The 21,780-nt window shown below is 38.8% G+C and carries 20 protein-coding genes and 1 other annotated feature; of the genes, 16 read left to right on the top strand and 4 right to left on the bottom strand.

Features of this window, described 5'->3' with window-relative positions:
- Positions 1–46: 46 nt before the first annotated feature.
- From K0R93_RS16665 to K0R93_RS16645, 5 genes are read left to right on the top strand one after another with little or no spacing between them, the layout of a single operon-like run.
- Positions 47–2,590, top strand: a complete 2,544-nt coding sequence (locus K0R93_RS16665; protein WP_300303654.1) for a U32 family peptidase — start codon at positions 47–49, stop codon at positions 2,588–2,590.
- A 48-nt stretch (positions 2,591–2,638) separates the two neighbouring features.
- A complete protein-coding gene (locus K0R93_RS16660) occupies positions 2,639–5,017 on the top strand; it encodes an endonuclease MutS2 (RefSeq protein ID WP_300303651.1) in 2,379 nt (792 codons plus the stop codon).
- Between the two features lie 16 nt (positions 5,018–5,033).
- Entirely contained in the window at positions 5,034–5,387 is a 354-nt protein-coding gene (locus K0R93_RS16655) for a hypothetical protein (protein WP_300303648.1), read from the top strand.
- A 14-nt stretch (positions 5,388–5,401) separates the two neighbouring features.
- A complete protein-coding gene (locus tag K0R93_RS16650) occupies positions 5,402–5,857 on the top strand; it encodes a DUF523 domain-containing protein (protein WP_300303645.1) in 456 nt (151 codons plus the stop codon).
- A gap of 33 nt (positions 5,858–5,890) precedes the next feature.
- Positions 5,891–6,478, top strand: a complete 588-nt coding sequence (locus K0R93_RS16645; protein WP_300303642.1) for a GerMN domain-containing protein — start codon at positions 5,891–5,893, stop codon at positions 6,476–6,478.
- Positions 6,479–6,513: 35 nt separating this feature from the next.
- Here K0R93_RS16645 and K0R93_RS16640 read toward each other — a convergent pair whose 3' ends face one another.
- Entirely contained in the window at positions 6,514–7,947 is a 1,434-nt protein-coding gene (locus K0R93_RS16640; protein ID WP_300303639.1) for a rhomboid family intramembrane serine protease, read from the bottom strand.
- Positions 7,948–8,073: 126 nt separating this feature from the next.
- Positions 8,074–8,288, top strand: a binding site (T-box leader).
- Positions 8,289–8,341: 53 nt separating this feature from the next.
- Between K0R93_RS16640 and argS the strand changes: the two genes are divergently transcribed.
- Together argS and K0R93_RS16630 are read left to right on the top strand one after the other, a co-directional pair.
- Entirely contained in the window at positions 8,342–10,042 is a 1,701-nt protein-coding gene (argS, locus tag K0R93_RS16635) for an arginine--tRNA ligase (protein WP_300303637.1), read from the top strand.
- A 63-nt stretch (positions 10,043–10,105) separates the two neighbouring features.
- Positions 10,106–10,975, top strand: a complete 870-nt coding sequence (locus tag K0R93_RS16630) for a radical SAM protein (RefSeq protein ID WP_300303634.1) — start codon at positions 10,106–10,108, stop codon at positions 10,973–10,975.
- Positions 10,976–11,075: 100 nt separating this feature from the next.
- On the opposite strand, the gene K0R93_RS16625 is transcribed toward K0R93_RS16630, so the two are convergent.
- The gene (locus K0R93_RS16625) at positions 11,076–11,273 is read right to left on the bottom strand and encodes a hypothetical protein (RefSeq protein ID WP_300303631.1); all 198 of its coding nucleotides are present in this window, start codon (positions 11,271–11,273) and stop codon (positions 11,076–11,078) included.
- 165 nt (positions 11,274–11,438) lie between these two features.
- A complete protein-coding gene (locus K0R93_RS16620) occupies positions 11,439–11,933 on the bottom strand; it encodes a hypothetical protein (RefSeq protein ID WP_300303629.1) in 495 nt (164 codons plus the stop codon).
- Between the two features lie 164 nt (positions 11,934–12,097).
- Between K0R93_RS16620 and K0R93_RS16615 the strand changes: the two genes are divergently transcribed.
- The 3 genes from K0R93_RS16615 (at position 12,098) to K0R93_RS16605 (ending at position 15,223) form a co-directional block, all read left to right on the top strand.
- A complete protein-coding gene (locus K0R93_RS16615; RefSeq protein ID WP_300303626.1) occupies positions 12,098–12,592 on the top strand; it encodes an amidase domain-containing protein in 495 nt (164 codons plus the stop codon).
- Between the two features lie 109 nt (positions 12,593–12,701).
- Entirely contained in the window at positions 12,702–14,465 is a 1,764-nt protein-coding gene (locus tag K0R93_RS16610; RefSeq protein WP_300303623.1) for a B12-binding domain-containing radical SAM protein, read from the top strand.
- A 5-nt stretch (positions 14,466–14,470) separates the two neighbouring features.
- Positions 14,471–15,223, top strand: a complete 753-nt coding sequence (locus K0R93_RS16605) for a hypothetical protein (protein WP_300303620.1) — start codon at positions 14,471–14,473, stop codon at positions 15,221–15,223.
- Between the two features lie 47 nt (positions 15,224–15,270).
- Here K0R93_RS16605 and K0R93_RS16600 read toward each other — a convergent pair whose 3' ends face one another.
- Positions 15,271–15,492, bottom strand: coding sequence for a DUF3892 domain-containing protein (locus tag K0R93_RS16600; RefSeq protein ID WP_300303617.1), 222 nt, complete (start codon positions 15,490–15,492; stop codon positions 15,271–15,273).
- Between the two features lie 136 nt (positions 15,493–15,628).
- On the opposite strand from K0R93_RS16600, the gene K0R93_RS16595 reads away from it, so the two are divergent.
- The 6 genes from K0R93_RS16595 (at position 15,629) to K0R93_RS16570 (ending at position 21,312) form a co-directional block, all read left to right on the top strand.
- Complete coding sequence (locus K0R93_RS16595; protein WP_300303614.1) at positions 15,629–16,837, top strand: MFS transporter; 1,209 nt, start codon at positions 15,629–15,631, stop codon at positions 16,835–16,837.
- Positions 16,838–16,914: 77 nt separating this feature from the next.
- On the top strand, positions 16,915–17,742 hold the full coding sequence (locus K0R93_RS16590; protein ID WP_300303611.1) for an NAD(+)/NADH kinase: 828 nt from the start codon (positions 16,915–16,917) through the stop codon (positions 17,740–17,742).
- Between the two features lie 31 nt (positions 17,743–17,773).
- Positions 17,774–18,259, top strand: coding sequence for a GNAT family N-acetyltransferase (locus K0R93_RS16585; RefSeq protein ID WP_300303608.1), 486 nt, complete (start codon positions 17,774–17,776; stop codon positions 18,257–18,259).
- Positions 18,260–18,359: 100 nt separating this feature from the next.
- Entirely contained in the window at positions 18,360–19,481 is a 1,122-nt protein-coding gene (locus K0R93_RS16580; RefSeq protein WP_300303605.1) for a tetratricopeptide repeat protein, read from the top strand.
- Positions 19,482–19,670: 189 nt separating this feature from the next.
- A complete protein-coding gene (locus K0R93_RS16575) occupies positions 19,671–20,579 on the top strand; it encodes a phosphate butyryltransferase (protein ID WP_300303602.1) in 909 nt (302 codons plus the stop codon).
- A gap of 31 nt (positions 20,580–20,610) precedes the next feature.
- Positions 20,611–21,312 (top strand): aspartate/glutamate racemase family protein, encoded by a 702-nt coding sequence (locus K0R93_RS16570; protein ID WP_300303599.1) that lies wholly within the window; start codon positions 20,611–20,613, stop codon positions 21,310–21,312.
- Positions 21,313–21,780 lie beyond the last annotated feature (468 nt).

Here is a 21,780-nt window from a genome sequence, read left to right as displayed (position 1 = left end):
TTGTGCGCATGGTAATATGATTAATTAAAAACAGGGGTTGATAAAATTGAGAGAAATAGAATTACTAGCACCGGCAGGAAGTTGGGAAGCACTGGTAGCTGCGGTGCAGAATGGTGCTGATGCTATATATTTAGGGGGGAAGGCCTTTAGTGCAAGACAAAGTGCCAATAACTTCGATGATGAGGAGCTTATCAAAGCTGTAAAGTACTGTCATATTAGGGGTGTAAAGGTGTTTGTAACTGTAAATACCTTGGTATCCAATGAAGAATTAAAGGCGTTAGGGGGATATATTTCATTTTTATATAACAATGATGTAGATGCCGTTATCGTCCAAGATCTCGGTGCTGCAAAGCTTATCCGTGATCTATTCCCTGATTTTGAGATTCACGCCAGTACGCAAATGTCTGTTCATAATTTAGAGGGCGTCAGGCTCTTAGAAGAGCTTGGTTTTCAACGGATTGTGCTGGCAAGGGAGATGTCTGCACGAGAGATCAAAGCGGTGCAGGATAATTGTAAAGCAGATATTGAGGTATTTGTCCATGGAGCCCTCTGTATTTGTTATTCAGGCCAATGCTTGATGAGCAGCATGATCGGAGGGAGAAGCGGAAACCGTGGGCGGTGCGCTCAACCTTGTCGAATGCCTTATCAGTTGGTCAATAGAAGAAGTGGAGAGACGATAAAGAGTGAACAGGGGGATTATCTACTGAGTCCAAGGGACCTGAATACACTGGAAAATATCCATGAGGTTCTTGGTACGGGTGTTAAATCTCTAAAGATTGAAGGGCGCCTCAAACGGGCAGAATATGTGGCTACCGTGGTAGGTGCTTACCGCAAGGCTATTGATCAATATATCATGAATAAATCTATGTCTAAACTGGAATCAGCTATGATAAGAGATGTGGAGCAAATTTTCAACCGTAAATTTACCAAAGGATATATTCTAGGAGATCAGGGAAAGCAAATTATGAGCCTTGAAAAACCCAGTAACCGTGGAATAAAGGTCGGAGAAGTTATAGGTTATGATAAGAAAAGACAAAGGGTGGAGATTCGACTTACTGATGAATTACGCAAAGGTGACGGCATAGAAATTTGGACGGAGAAAGGCGACAGCCCTGGGGCTATCGTAGAGGTTTTAACAGTAAAGAATGAGAAAAGAGAAGTAGGAAATCCGAATGAAACCATTCAGGTAAATTTTAAGCACCCTGTTTCAAAGGGGCAGTCTGTCTATAAAACCTCTGATATTGATCTGTTTCAGCGAGCGAAGGCAACTTATGAGAGAGTAGAGCGAAGAATACCAATTGATGGTGCCTTTAGAGGCAGAATTGGAGAGCGAATATTTTTGAGCCTTTGGGATCAAGAAGGGCATCATGTGGAGCTTCAAGGAGAATATGTAGTGGAGAAGGCGTTGAAAAAGCCAACAGAAGAGGATCGAGTTCGGGAACAGCTGATGAAACTGGGAAACACAACCTACGTCTATGACAGCCTAGTGATTGAACTGGATGGAGATGGGATCATACCCGTTGGCGAATTGAACAGCTTGAGGAGAGATGCCATCCAGCGATTAGATGATTTAAGAGCAAATCACAATAGTAGAAAGGCTATAGTAGCACAAGTTTTAAACCCAAAAATCAGTCAATGGTTCAGTGATTACACATCTGTACGAAGGGCAGAACCGAATATGAGAGTATCTCTAAATAATATAACCCAGCTAAAAGCGGTGCTTTCATTTCCTATAACGCGTATCTACTATACGGATCTAGCCAGCTATGATGATGCACATATGCTAGTGAAAGGCCATCCTATTGAGATCGTTCCGTCTTTCTCAAGAATAACTTCTGATGAGGAACTAAAGGATGTACACAAATTCTTATCGAGAAGCCAAAATCAGATTCGAGGTGTTATGGTGCCAAACCTTGGTGCCTTGAAGGTGGCAAGAGATTTGGGATTTGAGCATATCTATGGAGATTTCACTTTAAATGTATTTAACAATGGTGCGCTAAAATTACTACAGCAATGGGGTGTTCAGGAAGCTGCTTTATCTCCAGAGTTGACGCTAAAGCAAATCAAAGAAATTATGGCCCATGCTGCTATTCCAGGAGAGGTTATTGTTCATGGATACTTGCCCCTAATGGTTATGCGGTACTGTCCTACGTCAGCAGTTGTTGGTAAGAAGAATCAGCAGGAGAACTGCAGTCTATGTAGAAATAGTAGTTTAGGCTTAAAGGATAGGAAGGATATGGTTTTTCCTATCATGACAGATGATCATTGCCGAACCCATATCTTGAATTCTCAAAGCCTATGCTTGCTGGACCATCTTCATGAGATAATGGATGCAGGTGTGGGAAATCTAAAAATTCAGTTTACCATAGAGAATGCCCAGGAGACAAGGGCAATCATGGAGGCGTATAGCAGTGTTCTTCAAAGGGGAAAAATGACACCTTCCGCTGAGACATTTTTGGAGGAAATACGGAAAAATGGATTGACAAAAGGCCATTTTTACAGGGGTGTAGAGTTGTACAGCCCCTGGATAACACGACTTGGCGTTCAGGTGGAGTTACCTGTGCCCGCGGCGGGTGCAAACTCCATCTGAACTGAGTCTTAGTTGATGAAAGCAAATAGAAAGTATGAGGAGAGGAAAATGAATAGCAGAACATTGAGAGTGTTGGAATATGAAAAAATTAGAGATATGCTTTTAGAGAAGGTTGAATCCAGTCTTGGGAGAGCATTGGCTGAAAAGCTGGAGCCATCTACCCATATGGAAACTGTGATGGAGTGGCAGAAGGAAACCAGTGAAGCTGCGGGTATATTGATTCAGAGAGGAAATGTATCCCTAGGAGGTGTTCACGATTTGTCCTATCATGTGAGACGGGCTGAGATCGGTTCTTACCTGTACCCTGGACAACTCTTAGAAGTCAGTGATACACTGCGGGCTGCGCGGAAACTAAAGACCATGTTTAAGGAATCCAAGGAAGGTGAAGGAAAATATCCCATCATGGAGGGATATATTGGTCAGATCAGCACCATGAAGGTCATCGAGGATCGCATAAACGAGTGCATCATCAGCGATGAAGAAATTTCTGATCATGCAAGTCCAGAATTAAGAAACATTCGAAGACAGATGGAATCAAAGCATGCTGCGATTCGGAATAAACTGAATAGTATTACATCATCCAGCCAAATGCAAAAGTACCTTCAGGATGCCATTGTGACCCAGCGGCAGGATCGATATGTAGTGCCTGTAAAACAAGAGCATCGTGGAAACGTTCCAGGGTTGGTTCACGATCAGTCATCCAGTGGAGCAACATTATTTGTTGAACCTATGGCTGTAGTGGAATTAAACAATGAGTTAAGAGAACTCAAAATCAAAGAACAGATTGAGATTGAACGAATTCTAAGGGAATTAACGGCTTTGGTTGGAGAAAAAAGCACTGAAATACGCTGCAATCAGGAAGTTCTTAAAAAGTTAGATTTCATTTTTGCAAAAGGGAAACTGTCGGTTAAAATGAGGGCAATCGAGCCTAAATTGAACAATAGGGGATATTTAAGGATCAAGAATGGAAGACATCCCCTTCTCGATGTGAAAAATGTTGTGCCGACGAATATTTGGAATGGTGACGAATTCAGTACACTGATTATTACAGGCCCAAATACTGGCGGTAAAACGGTAACCTTAAAAACGGTAGGGCTTTTTACCTTGATGGCCCAGTCGGGCCTTAATGTGCCTGCTGATTTTGGTACAGAGCTGTCTGTCTTTCATCAAGTGTTTGCTGATATAGGTGATGAACAGAGTATTGAGCAGAGCTTGAGTACTTTTTCATCCCATATGACCAATATCGTTGAAATACTTGGAAAAGTGGAAGAAAGCTCTCTGATTTTGCTGGATGAGTTGGGTGCTGGAACGGATCCAACGGAAGGGGCAGCCTTGGCCATTGCCATCTTAGATCATTTGTATGGACTAGGGGTAAGGACCATTGCTACCACCCACTATACGGAATTAAAGCAGTATGCCCTAACCACCAAGGGTGTACAGAATGCCTCGGTGGAATTTGATGTGGAAACCTTAAGTCCTACCTACAAGTTGTTGATTGGTGTACCAGGAAAATCCAATGCTTTTGAAATTTCAAAGCGTCTAGGACTCGGTGGATACATTATTGACAAAGCAAAAGAATCGATTTCTAATGAAGATATTGCGTTTGAAGATTTGTTAACCTCCATTGAAAAAGACAAGCAAAAAGCGGAGCAGGAGAGAGATAACGCCATTCGGCTTAAACTAGCCATCCAGCAGCAAAAAGAAGAATATGATAGGAAAAGTGAAAAGCTGGAGAAACAGAGAGAGAAGCTGTTACGAGAGGCCCGGGAAGAAGCCAGAAGAATCTTAAGAGAAGCCAAAGAGGATGCAGATCAAATCATTAAGGAATTGAGAACCCTGTCTCAAGAGGTAGAGGAGAAGGAGAAAAATCGAAGAATTGAAGAGGCAAGGAAGGGTTTAAGAGATAAACTAGGACAAATGGATGAAGGTCTTGGATTGGGGGTATCATTAGGTGTAAATACTAAACCACCAAAGCAATTGAGACCAGGGGATGCTGTATTAATCTTATCATTAAACCAAAAAGGAAATGTGGTGACAGTACCCGATGCCAATGGTGACTTGACAGTACAGGTAGGGATTATGAAAATCAATGTGAATGTTGAGAATTTAAGATTGGATCGAGAAGAAAAGGAAAAGGGAAAGAAAACTGGAACCGGAAAGATCATGAAAAGTAAGGCTGAAAATATTAAAAGCTCTATTGACCTAAGAGGCCAACTTCTAGAGGAGGCGCTGTTAAATACGGATAAATATTTGGATGATGCATACCTTGCAGGCATTCAGGAAGTTACGATTATTCATGGGAAAGGAACAGGTGTTCTAAAAGACGGAATCAAACAATTATTGAGGGGACATAAGCATGTAAAGTCTTCTCGAGAAGGCGCCTATGGTGAAGGTGGTGCCGGTGTTACTGTGGTAGAGCTGAAATAGACAGGAGCGTGGGGGAATGCTTGGAAGATTGATTGGATTTATTTTATTGATTGTCTGTTTCTTTGTACTCTATTTAGGATCTGTTTGGGAAAATTCATGGATGACTTTTCTTGGAATCCTATTGGGTGCCGGATCGGCAATTTTGATTGTCATTAGTAGAATGAAACAAAATCTTGTGCTTTTGGAAGAGTATAAAGCTGCATTGAGAGAACTATCGAAGAAGCCTGGTGATAAAGGTGCTATGGAAAAAGCCCATACAGCAGGGGTTGAATATTATAAGAGCAAACGAGATAACCAAAAGCTTTTACCCATGGATGAGCATATGATTCAGCATGATATTACCCAAATACTAAACAAGAAAAAAAAATGAGAGGTGTATAATCTATGATTCTCATCAGTGCATGTTTAGCTGGGATTAACTGCCGTTATGATGGAGGCAGTAAGCAGATTGTTGAAATTGAAAAGCTTATCAAGGAAGGTAAAGCAGTTCTTGTATGTCCAGAACAGCTTGGGGGATTGCCTACACCCCGTATTCCGTGTGAAATCAGAGATGGTGATGGCAGAAGTGTGCTGGAAAAATCTGCAGCTGTTTATAATCGGGAAGGCGCCAATCTAACGGATTGCTTTATTAGGGGTGCTGAAGAAACTTTGAAGATCGCAAAACTTTATGGGGTAGAAAAAGCCATACTAAAAGCAAGGAGTCCATCCTGTGGAAAAGATAGAATTTACGATGGAAGCTTTCAAAAGAAAGTAACCCATGGGGACGGTGTTACAGCTGCTTTGCTTAGAAAACATGGAATCTTGGTGTTAGATGAGGAGGATTTTAGGGAATATATATAGAAAAAGTATTAGAGATTAGAGAGGGGGATACCAATGAGAAAAAGACTATCGTTTCTATTGTTCGTTCTATTGGTAGTAAGTATGATATTTGCGGGATGCAGTAAAGGTGACCAGGAGAAAACTCTGCAGAATAATAACCCGCCAGCTGCTGAACAAGAAGAAAAAGATGCTGCGGATCTCCAACCAGAGGAAGAAATTGATTATGTACTATTTCTTAAGCACAAGGATAAACCATATATTCTGGATGAAGCCTATAGTGTTAAGAAAAGCGATGAACGGTTAAAAGGGATTTCCATCGAGGAATTTGTCGTTAGAGAATTAATAGGATTTGAAGATTTTCAAGCCTATGTGAATCCTATACCAAAGGGTACGAAGCTCCTATCCATCGAAAAAGAAAATCAAAAAGTGGTTGTAAATTTATCTAAGGAGTTTGCAGACGGGCAAAAAGGAATCAGTAATGATACCTTGCTTTCCATTGGGTCCATTGTCAATAGCCTTACGGTATTAGAGGGAATTGAGGAAGTAGAGATCCTCGTGGAAGGAAAGCCTGTAAAAAAGCTTAATGGTATTGATATGACACATCCATTCGGGTACATGGAAGGCTTGTATCCAGACAAATAAAATAATAGAAGCAGCCAATGGCTGCTTCTATTATTTTATTGCATTTGATTGAGTTCTCGTAAGAATTCTTGGGCTTGTTCATCTTGCGGATCTATGGAGATCGCCTGATGAAGAAGGTCTATGGCGGTTGAAATTTCACCCTTCCGATAGTGGGTATAGGCTAGATAATAATAGAACGCCCCGACTTCTGGGTTAATAGATACACCTTTTTCAAGGTAGGATTGCCCTGATGCAATCCGATCTTCCTGAAGCTCTTTTACACCCTTATGCAGGTGATATTCCCAGGTTTTTTCCTGGAGCTTTATACCAGTTGCTAAGGAACCAGCTACCAGAAGAACGATGAGGAACTGAGGGAGCAGCTGTTTTTTAAGGAAGAATTTTTCTTTATGAAGACCTAGGGCCCAACTAGCTATATAACCACCTAAAAAACCGCCTAAGTGGGCAAAATTATCAATACCAGGAATCGTAAATCCAAAAAAGATGTTGATTACAAGCATTGATACGAGGTTCAGGCCATACCGGGCAGAAAAGATGGCGGGCTTTCGGAGTCCGAAGTATATATAGGCGCCGATGAGACCAAAGATGGCACCCGATGCCCCTGCGGACACGGCAGGACTAAATAGAAAACTCCCGAGGCTGCCAAAAATACCAGCTATGAGATAGATCAAAAGAAATTTCGATGTACCATAAATGGCTTCCACATCTTTTCCCAGCATATTTAAAGCGTAGCTGTTAAACATTAGATGGGCAATGCCTATATGAAGAAACATACTGGTAAGGAGACGGTAGTATTCACCTGTCGCAATCAGTGGATTATACTTTGCACCAAAGGCAATCAAATATCCAGTATTGGTCGTGCTTCCTGTCATAGACATATAAATAAAGATTAGGATATTGACAGCTAAGAGTATATTTGTAAAGTAGAATTTCTTTTTAGGGAAGAAATAGCCCTTTGACTGTTTGGTAGTCCGTTCTATATCCAGTAAGTCAACGGCTTCCAAATCTTCATGGGGGATTTGGGGAAGCCATGCTTGGATGGATGAAAGAACATATTCATCATCAAGAAAATTAGATTGGTGATGTACGATCTGCAGTCTGGACAAGTCTAGAACGATTAAATGGAGATTGACTTTCTGTGTGATGATCCATCGATGAAGCTCCTGCAATTGATCGAGCTGTTCCTGCTGATAAGGTTGTTCGATCAATAGAATTTTATAAAAGCACAGCTTTTTGTAGCGATTACGGACCTGAATTTCTTTAATAGAAGGATAAATTATATTTTTTTGGTAGTCTAGAGAACCGAAGAGAAATTCAGGATTATCTATAAACTCTATAAAGTGTTCTTTAAACCATAACTGTTTGTGGAGCACGATATCTGTGATGGTATCGATCGGTCGATACGGATATAGAAAAAATTCCTTTTGTTCAATAAAGGATTTCATAAGTAGCGCAGTTGATTTTACTAGCAAGAAAAACCCTCCAAATTTTGTATTTATTCTATTGTAACACACATACCCTGTAGAATATGAAAAAAACCTTATAAAAAACCTTGATTTGGTAAAAAATATATGATACATTAATACTCAACAATAGGATATTGATCTGTGATGAGGATAGTAGGTCTTGGCATAGTATTTTAGCGAGTCGGAGTTGGTGAAAGTCCGATATACAGCTTTGAGTGAAGCGCACCTCGGAGATTTTTTACTGAAAGCCAGTAGGTAGAACGGATGCCCACCGTTAGCGGGGTGTAGAGTGGATACAATTTGTATCAATAAGAGTGGTAACACGGGATATAACTCTCGTCTCTTGCATAAAGGAGATGGGGGTTTTTTTATTTAGATTTTATTAAGGAGGATTTAGAATATGATTAACTTTAAAAAGGAAATTGCTCAAGCCCTCGTAGATAAAACAGGGCAGTTAGAATTAAATCAAGTGATGGAAATGATTGAAATTCCACCGAATCCACAAATGGGAGATTTCGCTTTTCCTTGTTTTAAATTGGCAAAGGAATTTAGAAAAGCACCAAACATCATTGCCCAAGAGATCGCTGAAAAACTAGGTGGTATTGAATTGTTTGAAAAGGTGGAGAATGCAGCGGCCTATGTAAATTTCTTTATCAATAAGAGCATCTTTGCTAAATCTGTTATTGGTGAGGTTTTTGACAAAAAAGAGAACTTTGGTGCGTCGGATATGGGTGAAAACAAAAAAGTAATCGTTGAGTATTCTTCACCAAACATTGCGAAACCTTTTCATATCGGACATATCCGAACCACAGTGATTGGTCATGCCATAGCCAATATTTATGAATATCTTGGCTATGATGTAATTACAATTAATCATCTTGGTGACTACGGAACACAGTTTGGAAAGTTGATTGTGGCTTTTAAGCGTTGGGGGGATGCAAAAGAAGTTGAAGCAGAACCGATTCCAGCGTTATTAAAGCTTTATGTAAAGTTCCATGAAGAGGCAGAGAAAAATCCAGAATTAGAAGATGAAGCTAGGGCGTGGTTTAAGAAGTTGGAAGAGGGGAATGAAGAAGCCCTAAAACTTTGGCAATGGTTCAGGGATGAGAGTTTAAAAGAATTTAGCAGAGTATATGACATGCTGGGTATTGAGTTTGATTCCTATGCAGGAGAAAGCTTTTACTCTGATAAAATGCCAAGAGTATTGGAAATGATGGAAGAAAAAGGCCTGCTGAAAGAGTCAAAGGGAGCAGATATTGTGGATCTAGAACCTCATGGAATGCCGCCGGCTTTGATTCGAAAAAGTGATGGATCTACCCTATACATTACCAGGGACATTGCGGCAGCCATCTATCGAAAGGAACTTTATGACTTCTATAAGAACATATATGTGGTAGGATCTCAGCAAATCCTCCATTTCCAACAATGGATGAAAATTATAGAGCTCATGGGAAATGAATGGGCCAAGGATTGTATCCATGTGCCGTTCGGTATGGTTAGTCTTGAAGAAGGTACTATGTCTACGCGAAAGGGAAGAGTTGTATTCCTCGAAGACGTATTGAATAAGGCAGTGGAGCGAACAAAGGAAATTATCAGTGCCAAGAATCCAAATCTTGATGATAAAGATCTAGTAGCAAAACAGGTAGGCATTGGAGCTGTCGTATTCCAAGAGCTATCCAATAGCCGAAACAAGGATTATGTATTCTCCTGGGATAAGACGCTGTCCTTCGATGGGGAAACAGGGCCATACGTGCAGTATACCCATGCTAGAGCTGCCAGTATTCTAAGAAAAACGGAAGTAGAAATAGATACTTCCGCTGATTATGGGTTGCTGTCTAATGAGGATGCAATGAATTTGGTGAGATTGATTCAGCAGTTCCCATCCGTTGTGGAAGATGCAGCAAGAAAATATGAGCCTGCGATTATATCAAGGCATATTGTGGATGTGGCCCAAGGTTTCAATAAGTTTTATCATGATTGTCCAATTATCGTAGAAGATAAAGCATTACAAAAATCAAGGGTTGCATTGGTTTATGCTGTAAAGCAAACGATTCAAAATGGATTGTCCCTCCTGGGTATTGCAGCACCAGAGAAGATGTAGTAACAGATAATAGTCAGCTGTCTTTTGTCAGCTGACTATTTATACGATAGGAGTGAGGATTATATGAGATATGAAGGAACCGTATATAGACCTCCGAGTGAGGCGTATAGTCTTATCGTTCAAGTGACCATAGGATGTTCCCATAATCAATGTACTTTTTGCAGTATGTATAAAGATAAAAAATTTAGGATTCGGCAAATATCTGAGATCATAAAGGATTTGGAAGCTGCTAGAGTACATTATAAGTCCATAAAAAGAGTATTTTTGGCCGATGGCAACGCCTTGGTGCTAAAAATAGAGGACTTGAAGACAATCTTAAAGAAAATCAATGAATTGTTCCCAGAATGTGAGCGGGTGGGCATATATAGTGCTCCTAAGGATATACTCAGAAAGACGGTGGAAGAATTAAAGTCACTAAATGAACTTGGCTTAGGGATTGCATATTTAGGAATAGAATCGGGTAGTGACGAAATATTAAAATCCATAAAAAAGGGTGTAACGGCTGAGGAAATGATAGAAGCAGGGAGGAAGATCATTCGCTCCGGTATAAGTCTGTCGACAACGATTATTTCAGGATTGGGTGGTGTAGAAAGATGGAAAGAGCATGCTATAGAATCAGCTAGGGTTGTCAATGCCATAAACCCTCAATATTTAGGGCTACTAACACTGCTCCTTGAAGAGGAAACAGAGCTGTATAGGGAAGTTCAGGATGGCACCTTCCAGCTTCTTTCACCGGAAGAAATCATGAAGGAAACCCACCTGTTTATACAACAACTCCAAGTGAAGGATTGTATGCTGCGAAGTAATCATCCCTCAAACTATGTTTCCCTACAGGGAATTCTTCCTCAGGATCAAAGCAAGCTGTTGTTACATCTTGAAGAAGCCCTAGAAAACGGGGAAAGATATAGAGACGAGTTTTTTAGAAGACTGTAGATTGGAAATGAAAAAGGTACACGTATATACAATAAAAAACCACAGCCTTGTAGATAGGGCTGTGATTTTTATGTTTTGGCGAAATTGTCTATAGGAAATGTTACTTCTTTTGAAGATATAATAAGAATTCTTCTTCAGTAGTTTCAGCTAACTCGCTTAACTGCTTTACAATACTATTCTTAAGACTGATGAAGGAAGGGATATTTGCATTTTCACCTGTATATTCAAGGGCCTTAATAATCATTAGCATATCTGTCTTTGAAATTTCTTGAATTGATATTCTGTCAAACTGTTCCATATGGACCACCTTTCCTACTTAAGCATGTTATATTCAATTATTCGATATAAATCGCCTAAAACCTTCAAAAATTGATAAAATGTTTTTGAAAATATATTCCAGATATTCAAGCAAAAAAGCACACCCTGTGTGCTTTATTTTCTTTGTTAAAAGGAATGTAGGTTCTTATTTATCTTTTAAGTTGTCAGGATCCTTCTTGTGATAAACACGTTGGCTGCGATTTTTAATCTGTAGTATGAGATCTACAACATGATTGATTTCTTCCTTCATTAAGGAGAGATCTTCTCGGTTGATGTTATAGTAAAGATATAAATCTTCAAAATATCGTACAATATCAGTTAAATCTCGATCTATGGCCACGAAATCATTAAAGTTCTTACTTTTCATTGCATTTTTAAATTGGTCAATATCGACCTTGATGGCTTCGACGATGTCTTCTTCTGTAGGATATTCGCCAACAATGAGCAAATATGGCTTAATACGCTCTAATAAATAGGTATCATCAGGATTAACATGATAAAGATATTCGATGTTCAAATTATTGATTGTATATTTTACATAAAACTTAATGCCTTGAACATTAATCACCTGTGCGCCTATTTTACGTAGTTCCTCCATGCAGAACGTATGCCTGAGCAGCTTTGACGACATAATTGCCATATAGGACCACCCCCTAAAACCATCTTTTATTTATTATACCATGTTTTGCTAAGAATAGCTCAGAATTTATTTGAAAAATTTTACAAAAGGAAGTTCATTTTTCAAGGGCATAACCAATAAACATAGATTATATAAGAATATAAGTCTATCAAAGGAGTGGTGTAATGATTTATCCATACAACCGGAAAGCAGCAGTTACTTATGCGAGAAAATGGGCATTGGCTCGCAATCCTCGTTATGCTGATTTTGAAAAAATGGGTGGAGACTGTACAAATTTTGCTTCTCAGGTACTCAATGCAGGGGGATGCCCCATGAACTATCGCCAGTATGGATGGTATTATCGGAGCATAAATGATCGCGCCCCTGCTTGGACCAGCGTAAGGTATCTTCATAAGTTTCTGATTCATAACAAAGGTGCAGGGCCTGTTGTGGAAGAGACCAATATGCAAGGCATTACAGTGGGGGATCTGATTCAACTGGACTTCGAAGATGATGGGATTTACAACCATACACCTGTAGTTGTTGATATACAGCCTGGGGAAAGAAGTCTAGAAAAAATATTGATCGCCGCCCATACCATTGACCGCATTGATTATCCCGTAGCTAATTATGCTTTTAAAAAAATACGGTTTTTACATATCTTAGGCTATAGGAGATAGGAAAGATCCTATCTCTTGGTATTTATTGGGGAACTTTGTGTTATAATGTGTTTAAAAGCTTGGAAAATCGTTGAAGATATATAAACAAAGGAACGAAAGGACTAAGGACATGAGGATACTGTTAACGACACTACATTCTAAATATATTCACTCATCCCTGGCATTACAATATTTGAAAAGTTATTGCAGGGATATGACCGAGATCATAGATATCAAAGAGTATACGATCAATCATGATTTGGATTATGTTTTGGCAGAGATATATAGGGGACAACATGAGATCGTATGTTTTTCCTGTTATATCTGGAATATCGAACAGACATTGCGTATCGCTAAAAATTTAAAAAAAGTCAATCCAAAGGTAAAAATCATTTTGGGTGGCCCAGAAGTAAGTTTTGATGCCCGTGAGCTATTGGATAAAAGCCCATTCATTGATTATATCGTTATTGGTGAAGGTGAGGCTACTTTCAAGGAATTATTGGACTACTTGGTAAAATTCCAAGGGGATTTGGAATCCATCCAGAGCATTGCCTTTCGCGTGAATGGCGTTGCTATTGAGACCAATGAAAGAGGGCTGATAAAAGAACTTGATACGATACCTTCTCCTTTTGGCGATGGGTTGGTTGGTTATGACAATAGAATCATTTATTATGAAAGCTCAAGGGGCTGCCCCCATAATTGTAGATATTGCCTTTCTTCGACCATAAAAGGCGTTCGATTTCTATCTATTGATAGAGTGAAGAAGGATATGGATGTTTTCTTGGCAGCAGGGGTGAAGCAGGTAAAGTTTGTAGACAGAACCTTTAATGCAAAGAAATCTCACTGTTTAGAAATTATGAGATATCTCCATGAACATGATAATGGAACAACCAATTTTCACTTTGAAATCACAGCTGACCTGTTGGATGAGGAAATATTAGCTTTTCTATCACTGGTAAGAGAAGGTTTGTTTCAATTTGAGGTAGGTGTTCAAACTACCTATGATATGACCATGGAGGCCATTGATCGTAAGGTGGACTTCCATAGATTAAGCCAGACCGTGAAGCATATTTCAAAATATAATAATATTCACCTCCATTTAGATTTAATTGCTGGGCTGCCCCATGAAACGTTGCAGCGTTTTAAGCTATCTTTCGATGAAGTTTACAATTTAAGACCAGAGAAGCTTCAGCTAGGATTCCTAAAGCTATTAAAGGGTTCAGGCATCCGACGAGATGAAGGGCTGCATGGCTATATTTATCGGGATGAACCGCCCTATGAAGTACTGGGGAACCGTTATCTGACCTATAGAGAAATGCTGCAAATAAAGGTGATGGAGGAGATGGTTGAGCATTACTTTAATACCCATGCATTCGATCATGGCGTCGAATTTATTCTCAAACAATTTTACAAAAGTGCTGCAGAATTTTATTTGGAGCTAGGACAATTTTGGGAAGCAAGGGGTTATCATCATACATCCCACGGTAGAAATGCTATGTATGAAATATTGTTGGTATTTTATCAAGAGAAGAAGTGGGAAGCGATGGATTATTTCCGCGAACTTTTAAAACTTGATTATTTAAAACAGGGAAAAAGCACCATTCCTCTATTCTTCGAGTCCTTAGAGGATACAGACTTTAAAAATAAGGTTCATCAATTCTTGCAAAACCAGGATAATGTGGTAAAATATCTGCCACGGTTTGAAGGACAGCCAGCAAAGCAGATTATCAAAAAAGTGCATTTTGAAAGCTTCCAGTATGATGTATTACAAAGCTTTGAAAAGCTAGAAAAGGTAGATATCCATAAAGCGCCTACGACCTTGCTCTTCGATTATGCATTGGATTATAAAGTGTTTTCAAAATCTAAGGTTTACAAAATTGATTTAGAGGGGTGATAACATTGAATATCATTGAAGATTTGATTGGGGTAAACAAAGAGATCATACCTAAGAGTGTAAAGTTGACTTTGAACAACTGGCCAATTATTTTTACAGGTTTTGTTTATGCAGTAATCTTAAGTGTTTTAGGGCGTGTGGCATTTATGTTCTCTATTTTAGCGGGGATCATTATTACTTTGGTGCAAGGGGCGTTGTTCTCTAACTATCTATATCTTATTGAGAACATCGTTCGATACGGAAAGATTGATCTGCAGGATTTTAAACAGGGATTTAAGGTGTATCTAGGTAAAATCTATGGAATTCTCGTGGTGATTTGGTTTGTAAACTATGGGGCAAGTTTGTTTTTAAGACCCATATTGAATATTCAATTGGGCTTTATATCACTTTGGTCGATTTTGATGATTGCTGCTTTTATTCTATTGAACTGTTTGCCAGAGGTTATCTACCAAAAACATTATCATGTTGCGGAGAGCTTTACCTATGCTTTTGAATTCATGAAGGAAAATTGGCTGGATTGGCTTGTACCCAACGCTGTATTATTTGGTGTTTTTGCGGTGTTGACTGGTTCGGGACCCAATGCCACTGCCATATTCGGGAGAGGGATATTCTCGTTATCTACGCAATCTATTGCAGGATATATAACTGCCCAGTTATTATTATCCTTTATCATGGTATATAGAGGATTATTGTTTAATGTACTTAGTACAACTTCTCGTAGGAAAAGAATGTTTATGAGAAATAGTTATAAAATGTAACAGGCGACCCTTCTGGGGTCACCTGTTATATTTTATAACTATATAAACTAGAAAATGGGAAAATCTTGTAATTTTTTATGGTCGCTTGAAGATGGTTCTAGATATTCAACACCGGTGGCAGGATCTAGTTCGACACGAACATTATCGATTAGGCCTGCCTTGGCAACATTTACGGCACGATCAATGTCGAGGACATTTCCATCTTTAAATTTTACACTTTGAATACTGCCATCGCGAAATTTTCTTACAGCGACAATTGTATGTTTCATTTTATCACCTCTTAATTTCATTATCTGTAGCCCAAGAAAAAATATGTGATACAAATTCAACATGAAATAGCATAAATAAGGAAAAAATAAAAAGTACATATGGAAACTAAAAAGTTAAAAAGCAGGGTGGAAAATAGTGATTAAGAACCAGTCCGTTAAAATGTTGGCCTTATCCTTTGTCCCTTTTATCATGGTCTTAGGTAATTCAATGCTTATTCCAGTATTGACAGATATTAAAAGAGAACTGAATATTACCAGTCTTGAAGCAAACTTAGTTCTCAGTTATTTTTCATTTTCAGCTGCATTAATTATCCCTTTCCTTGGATTTTTATCTGATAGAATTGGCCGCAAGAAAGTCATTATACCAGCTTTGGTTCTTTATGGCGTTGGAGGACTTATATCAGGATTTGCCAGTGTTTTTGCTAAAGATCCCTATAAGTTGATTATATTCGGAAGAATTGTTCAAGGATTTGGTGCAGCGGGAACATCTCCTATTGCCATGGCTTTGGTAAGCGACATGTTTTCCTCAACGGAGAGGAGCAAGGCATTAGGTATTATAGAAGCATCCAACGGGGTGGGGAAAGTTGTAAGCCCAATTTTGGGGTCCATCATTGCCATGATCGCTTGGTATTTTATATTTTTTTCCTATTCATTTCTCACGATACCTGTGGCTGTTTTCGTAGGGCTTGTGATCAAGGAAGATAGGAGCCACGCAGAACGTAAAAACCTTAGAATTTATTTTGGCGAAATATGGACGATTCTTAAAGCCAAGGGTTTTTCTTTGGGTATATGCCTCTTAGGCGGTTTTGGGATATTGTTTATTCTCTACGGTGTTCTTGCAAATATTTCCGACATTCTTGGAGGCGCGTTAACAAGCAATGTCTTAAAAAGAGGATTTATCGTTGCACTACCCGTCACTACGATGTCTATTGTATCTTATTGGTTGGGTACATACTTGCAGAATAGACGAGGAATCTATAAAAAGATGGTTCTCTATAGTTTTGTTATATGTATTATCGCTTTATTATGGATACCCTATGGGGAATCATTTATCATAAGATTAGTTATGCTAGAAGTGATTGGAATTGCTGCGGGTATGGCCCTAACAGCTCTGAATACCTTTGTAACCAGCTGTGCACCTCCAGGGAAACGGGGCGTGATAACAGCGGTATATAACAGCTGTCGATTTTTGGGCATAGCTGGCGGCCCTATTTATTTCAGCAATTTTTATGGACAAAATAGCAAGTTAATATTTTTTGTCATTATAACAGGAGGGTTCGCACTCTTAACACAACAATACTTGCAGACGGATCGAATGCTGCAATACTTTGGTGTAAAAAAATAGCAAAAACCATGATTAGAAAGAGGAATTTTATATCATAGAAAAGAATACATATCAAAAACTAGAAAATAGGTGGTCGTTTGAAAAGAGTTTTAATACATCACAATTATAAGCAAGAGAGTATGTTGGTCCGTAAGGAATTGGAGGAACAGTTAAATAAAATTGGAATGCTCTCCGTAGAAACAGACCCTGATGTGATTATTGTCATTGGCGGGGACGGTACGATGCTCAGTGCAATTCGTCAATATAAGCTTTTGCAGAAGCCATTCATAGGAATCAATACTGGGAATCTGGGATTCTTGCCTACAGTTACACCAGGGGATTTTAACAGATTTATTCATGCATTGCATACAAAAACATACCATATCCATCAATATCCTTTAATCAAAGTCCGTGCTAAAACCAACAGCGGTACGTATATTGAAGAGTATGCCTTTAATGAGATTCTTATTAAGCATTTAGACCCTAGGCTCATGGAAGCGAAGCTGTTCGTGAATGGACGCCCTTTTAACTACTTTACTGGAGATGGATTCATTATAACAACACCAATGGGTGCAACGGGTTATGGCATTTGGGCTGGAGGCGTTGCTACCCATTCAGAACTGCCTGTATACCAATTGATTCCCATTCACCCCAATGATAATAGTATCAATAGACCACTTAAAATCCCGTTGATTCTACCATTGGACACAAAGATAAGGTTTGAGATTATTAAGTCTATGACCCGGGAGATTATGATTGCCTATGACGGAGCGAAACTTGGGAATCACTCTATTGCTGAGGTAGAGATTTCCATCGCCAATATCGATGTGAAAATTTTACGGGTAGGTGAGTTTGACTACTTTGATTATTTTAAGAAAAAGATCATTGATAAGGGTGAGTTAAGAACGATCAATGAAGATTTATAATTGAAAAGTTGCCAGATAAGGGGGACAGAAAATGGAAATTGTTTATAGGGAAATGTTTTTAGAAGACTTACCTAGGGTGGTTGATTTATTTCGGGAATTGGCCTTGGAAGAGGCAGAGGTTTCATTTGCAGAGATTCTATCAGAAGATGAGATTAAAAGCTGGTTAACGGATGAGGATGTTTTTGTTTATGTGGCTGTAGATGAAAATCAATTACTTGCTGTATTCAGAGCAATACGAGGGAAACAAAATAAAAGACATGCAGCATACCTAACGGTTGCGGTGGGAAAGAAACATCGGGGATATAGAGTAGCAAAGGAACTAACCTTATATAGCCTTGAACGATTAAAGCAAGCAGGAATAAAGTTAGTTAGAACGTATGTGTATAGCAACAACAGGGCTTCTATCAATACAGTTTTATCTTGTGGGTTTACGTTCGCAGGCTCCGTCTATCAACATCATTATGATGAAGCCCTAGATGCATATGTAGATGATCTTATTTTTCATAAAATCCTATGAAGTGTGAGGACAATCCCATTGGCGGGATTTTCTTCACACTTTTTCTTCTATAAAATCAATAAATAGGATATAATCGATAGATGAATAGGAGGCGATGCACATGTTTCAACAAGTAGATAAACATCTTAAAAATCAACTTGAGCGTATTGTTTTCATAGAACTGAAAGAAAATATCGCGACGAAAAATGAACAATATAAAATGCTTATGGGAATACCCGTGCCTATAATAGTGAGTGAGTTAGCTGAAACGGTAAAAAAGAAAGAGGAAGAGCAGACGATTTCTCTGGCATCCATGTCACGGGCTATGATCTGGTTAATAGGTTTGGATCATCATTTTAAATACATAGAGGCATATAAGGCGTTCTTATATGCCTTCGATGCCAATATTGAGGACTATATTGTTTATGAGGGCTTGAAGGCAGCGGATCACAAGGAGTTCTATACAGCTTTGATTTACTTCCGAGCATTAATCCTATTAAATGGAGAGAATATCAATGGGTTATTCAATTATGCTCGATGTTGTCAAGATATTGCCTACGAAACCCAAGATAGGGATGTGGAACAGGACTTTTCAAGTGAAGCCCATGAGGTTTTAGAGCTTTTGGTTGAAAAACAACCTGATTTCGCATTAGGCTATTATCATTTGGGATTCTATTACGCAAATCAGAGGCTTTTTAAAAAGGCTGAGCTAACTTGGGAAAAGGCGTTGAAGTTACGGATTGATGAAGAAAAGGAAAGCGAAATCCTTTTACAGTTGGACAGTTTGAAGAACCATATTCAATATGAAGAAGGCTACAGCTTAATTTTAAGTAACGAGCCAGAACTGGGTTTGGAAAAATTGTTACCCCTAGAGGAAAAACATGCTGAATGGTGGAATCTTTTATTCTTTATTGGTCTTGGCTACAGACAATTGAATCAGTATGAACAGGCAATAGAATATTTTCAAAAAATATTAAAAATCAATTCAAGTCAGGTAGATACATTGAATGAACTAGGAATCTGTTATGCAACGTTACAGGATCATATAAATGCAGAAAAATACTTAAAGAAGGCCCTTCAGCTTAAACCTAGTGATAGTGAAATCCTATGCAATTTAGGTATGGTTTACATGGAGCAGGGCAATTTAATATTGGCAAGAGAAGTATTAGAGCGATCTTTGAGAGAAAACCCAGATGATGAGATCACCATGATATGCTTAGATAAGCTGAAGTCCATGGAGTAATCATTGAGATGTGTTAAAATGTTGCCCCTTTCTACTAGCATTCGGGTTTTAATTATAGTATAATTATTCTGAATAAAGCCGCATATTTATTATGCAAAGAGTGCAGTCAACCTAAAAAGGGGTTTTTTTTGATCTGGTATTACTAAAAAATTGTAACGTTCAATAAAAATTTTATATGGGAGTGATCGTATGATTAAAAATTTTCAAGAATTAATTCAGGCTGCTAAAAATCAGAAAACAATGAGACTGGCTGTGGCTGCAGCGCAAGATGAAGAGGTGTTAGTGGCAGTATGCAACGCTTCTGAATTGGGCATAGTTGAACCAATCCTTGTTGGAGATGTAGAAAAGATAAATGAGATTGCTCAAGATCATCATTTAAATATCGGCGATTATCAGATCATAGACAAAAAAGATCTGGATGAAGCTGCGAGGTCTGCAGTAGAACTTGTTAGCTCAGGAAAAGCAGATTTCGTTATGAAAGGTATTTTAGATACGTCAATATTACTTAAGGCGGTTTTAGATAAAGAAATTGGATTAAGAACAGATAGTCAGCTAAGCCATGTGATGGTATATGGTATGAAAAATTATCATAAGCTGCTTTTCTTAACCGACGGGGGAATGAATATTGCACCGGGGTTAGAAGAAAAGGTCAAAATTACAAAAAATGCTGTCCAAGTTGCCAAGGCTATGGGCATTGAGACGGTAAAGGTAGCCTGCTTGGCGGCAAAAGAAAAGGTAGATCCAAAGATGCAAGCTACAGTAGATGCCGATGCATTAAAGAAAATGAGCGAGGCTGGTGATTTTGGACAAGGTGTCATTGTAGATGGACCACTGGCTTTTGACTTAGCTATCTCAAAGGAAGCAGCTGAAATTAAGAAGTTTAAGAGTGCTGTAGCTGGAGATGCAGACATCCTGCTTGTTCCAGTTATTGAGGTGGGAAATGGTATTGGAAAGGCTTTGACCTATTTTGCTGATGCAGATTCTGCAGGGATTATCATGGGGGCCAAAGCTCCAGTTGTATTGGTCTCTAGGGCCGATACCCATGAGGCGAAGCTGAATTCCATTGCATTAGGAAGTGTAATTGCTGCAAATAAATAGTTTGTGCTATATTCATCCAGGGGGGATGCAGATGACCGATTATACTTTAGGGGTCCTTGGCGGCATGGGTCCAGAAGCAACGTCTTACTTTTTTCAATATCTCATCAAAGCAACACCTGCAAAAAAGGATGCTGAACATATTAAAACGATCATATATAGTAATCCACAAATACCCGATAGAACCCAAGCGATATTGGGAAAAGGCACAAGTCCAGTTGAAGAGATGACGAAGACTGCCCAAGCCCTTGAGAAGCTTGGTGTTAATGGCATATTTATTCCTTGTGTTACAGCTCATTATTTCTTAGAAGAAGTGCAACACAATATTGGCGTTCCAATTTTAAGTTTACCTAAAATAGTAGATCAATATTTGCACGCTAAGCATAAGGATAAGGAGCGGGTTGGCGCATTATGTACCACAGGAACCAGGAATAGCGGCATATTTGACAGGGCGTTGAGCTCCTTTCAACTTATATACCCAGATGAATACTATCAAGACAACTATGTGATGGAAGCAGTTTATGGCACAAAGGGCATAAAAGCAGGTTATATCAGCGGCGAACCCAGTGAGAGATTAACAAAGGCAGCCTATCATTTAAAAGAGAATGGTGCCGAGGTAATTGTGATGGGATGTACGGAGATCCCCTTGGCTTTTGAGGAAGACTCTATTGACATTCCCGTGATTAATATTATGAAGGTTGCTGCAGAGCATATTGTTGAAATGGTTTATAAATAGTATCTATATAAAACGATTGGTTCATATCCTCCTGATTGTATCTGGAGGATATATTTATGATGTTTAATATGTAGTCTCTACGGAAGTTATAAGAAATAACTGTGGTTTCCATAATATAGAATTGATTTAGCCATTGACTCTATCGTTATATTATGCTATATTATTCTTCCGTCACTTTTTAAGGGGTGATGGCGAACTGGAAGGAAATATTACCAGTTGATTTAGGTAAGAAAACATGATAAGATATATCTTGTCGTCACGAGAAACAAGGTAATAAAAATTACCAACGAAAAAGTGGTTGACAGAATGTCTGAGATGTGCTAAAGTATTAAGAGTCAGCGATACACGCTGGCAGCATGATAAATAAGTTTTGGTCTTTGAAAACTACACAGTGTAAGAATTAAGCCAGCATATATATTGGTTAGCAGTTAGCCGTTAGCGGTTAGCAGCGAAACCACCCAGAAATTT

Origin of the sequence: Anaerosolibacter sp., from assembly GCF_029240175.1 — a bacterium.
Taxonomy (GTDB): domain Bacteria; phylum Bacillota; class Clostridia; order Peptostreptococcales; family Thermotaleaceae; genus Anaerosolibacter.
This window is presented reverse-complemented; position numbering and strand designations above follow the sequence as displayed.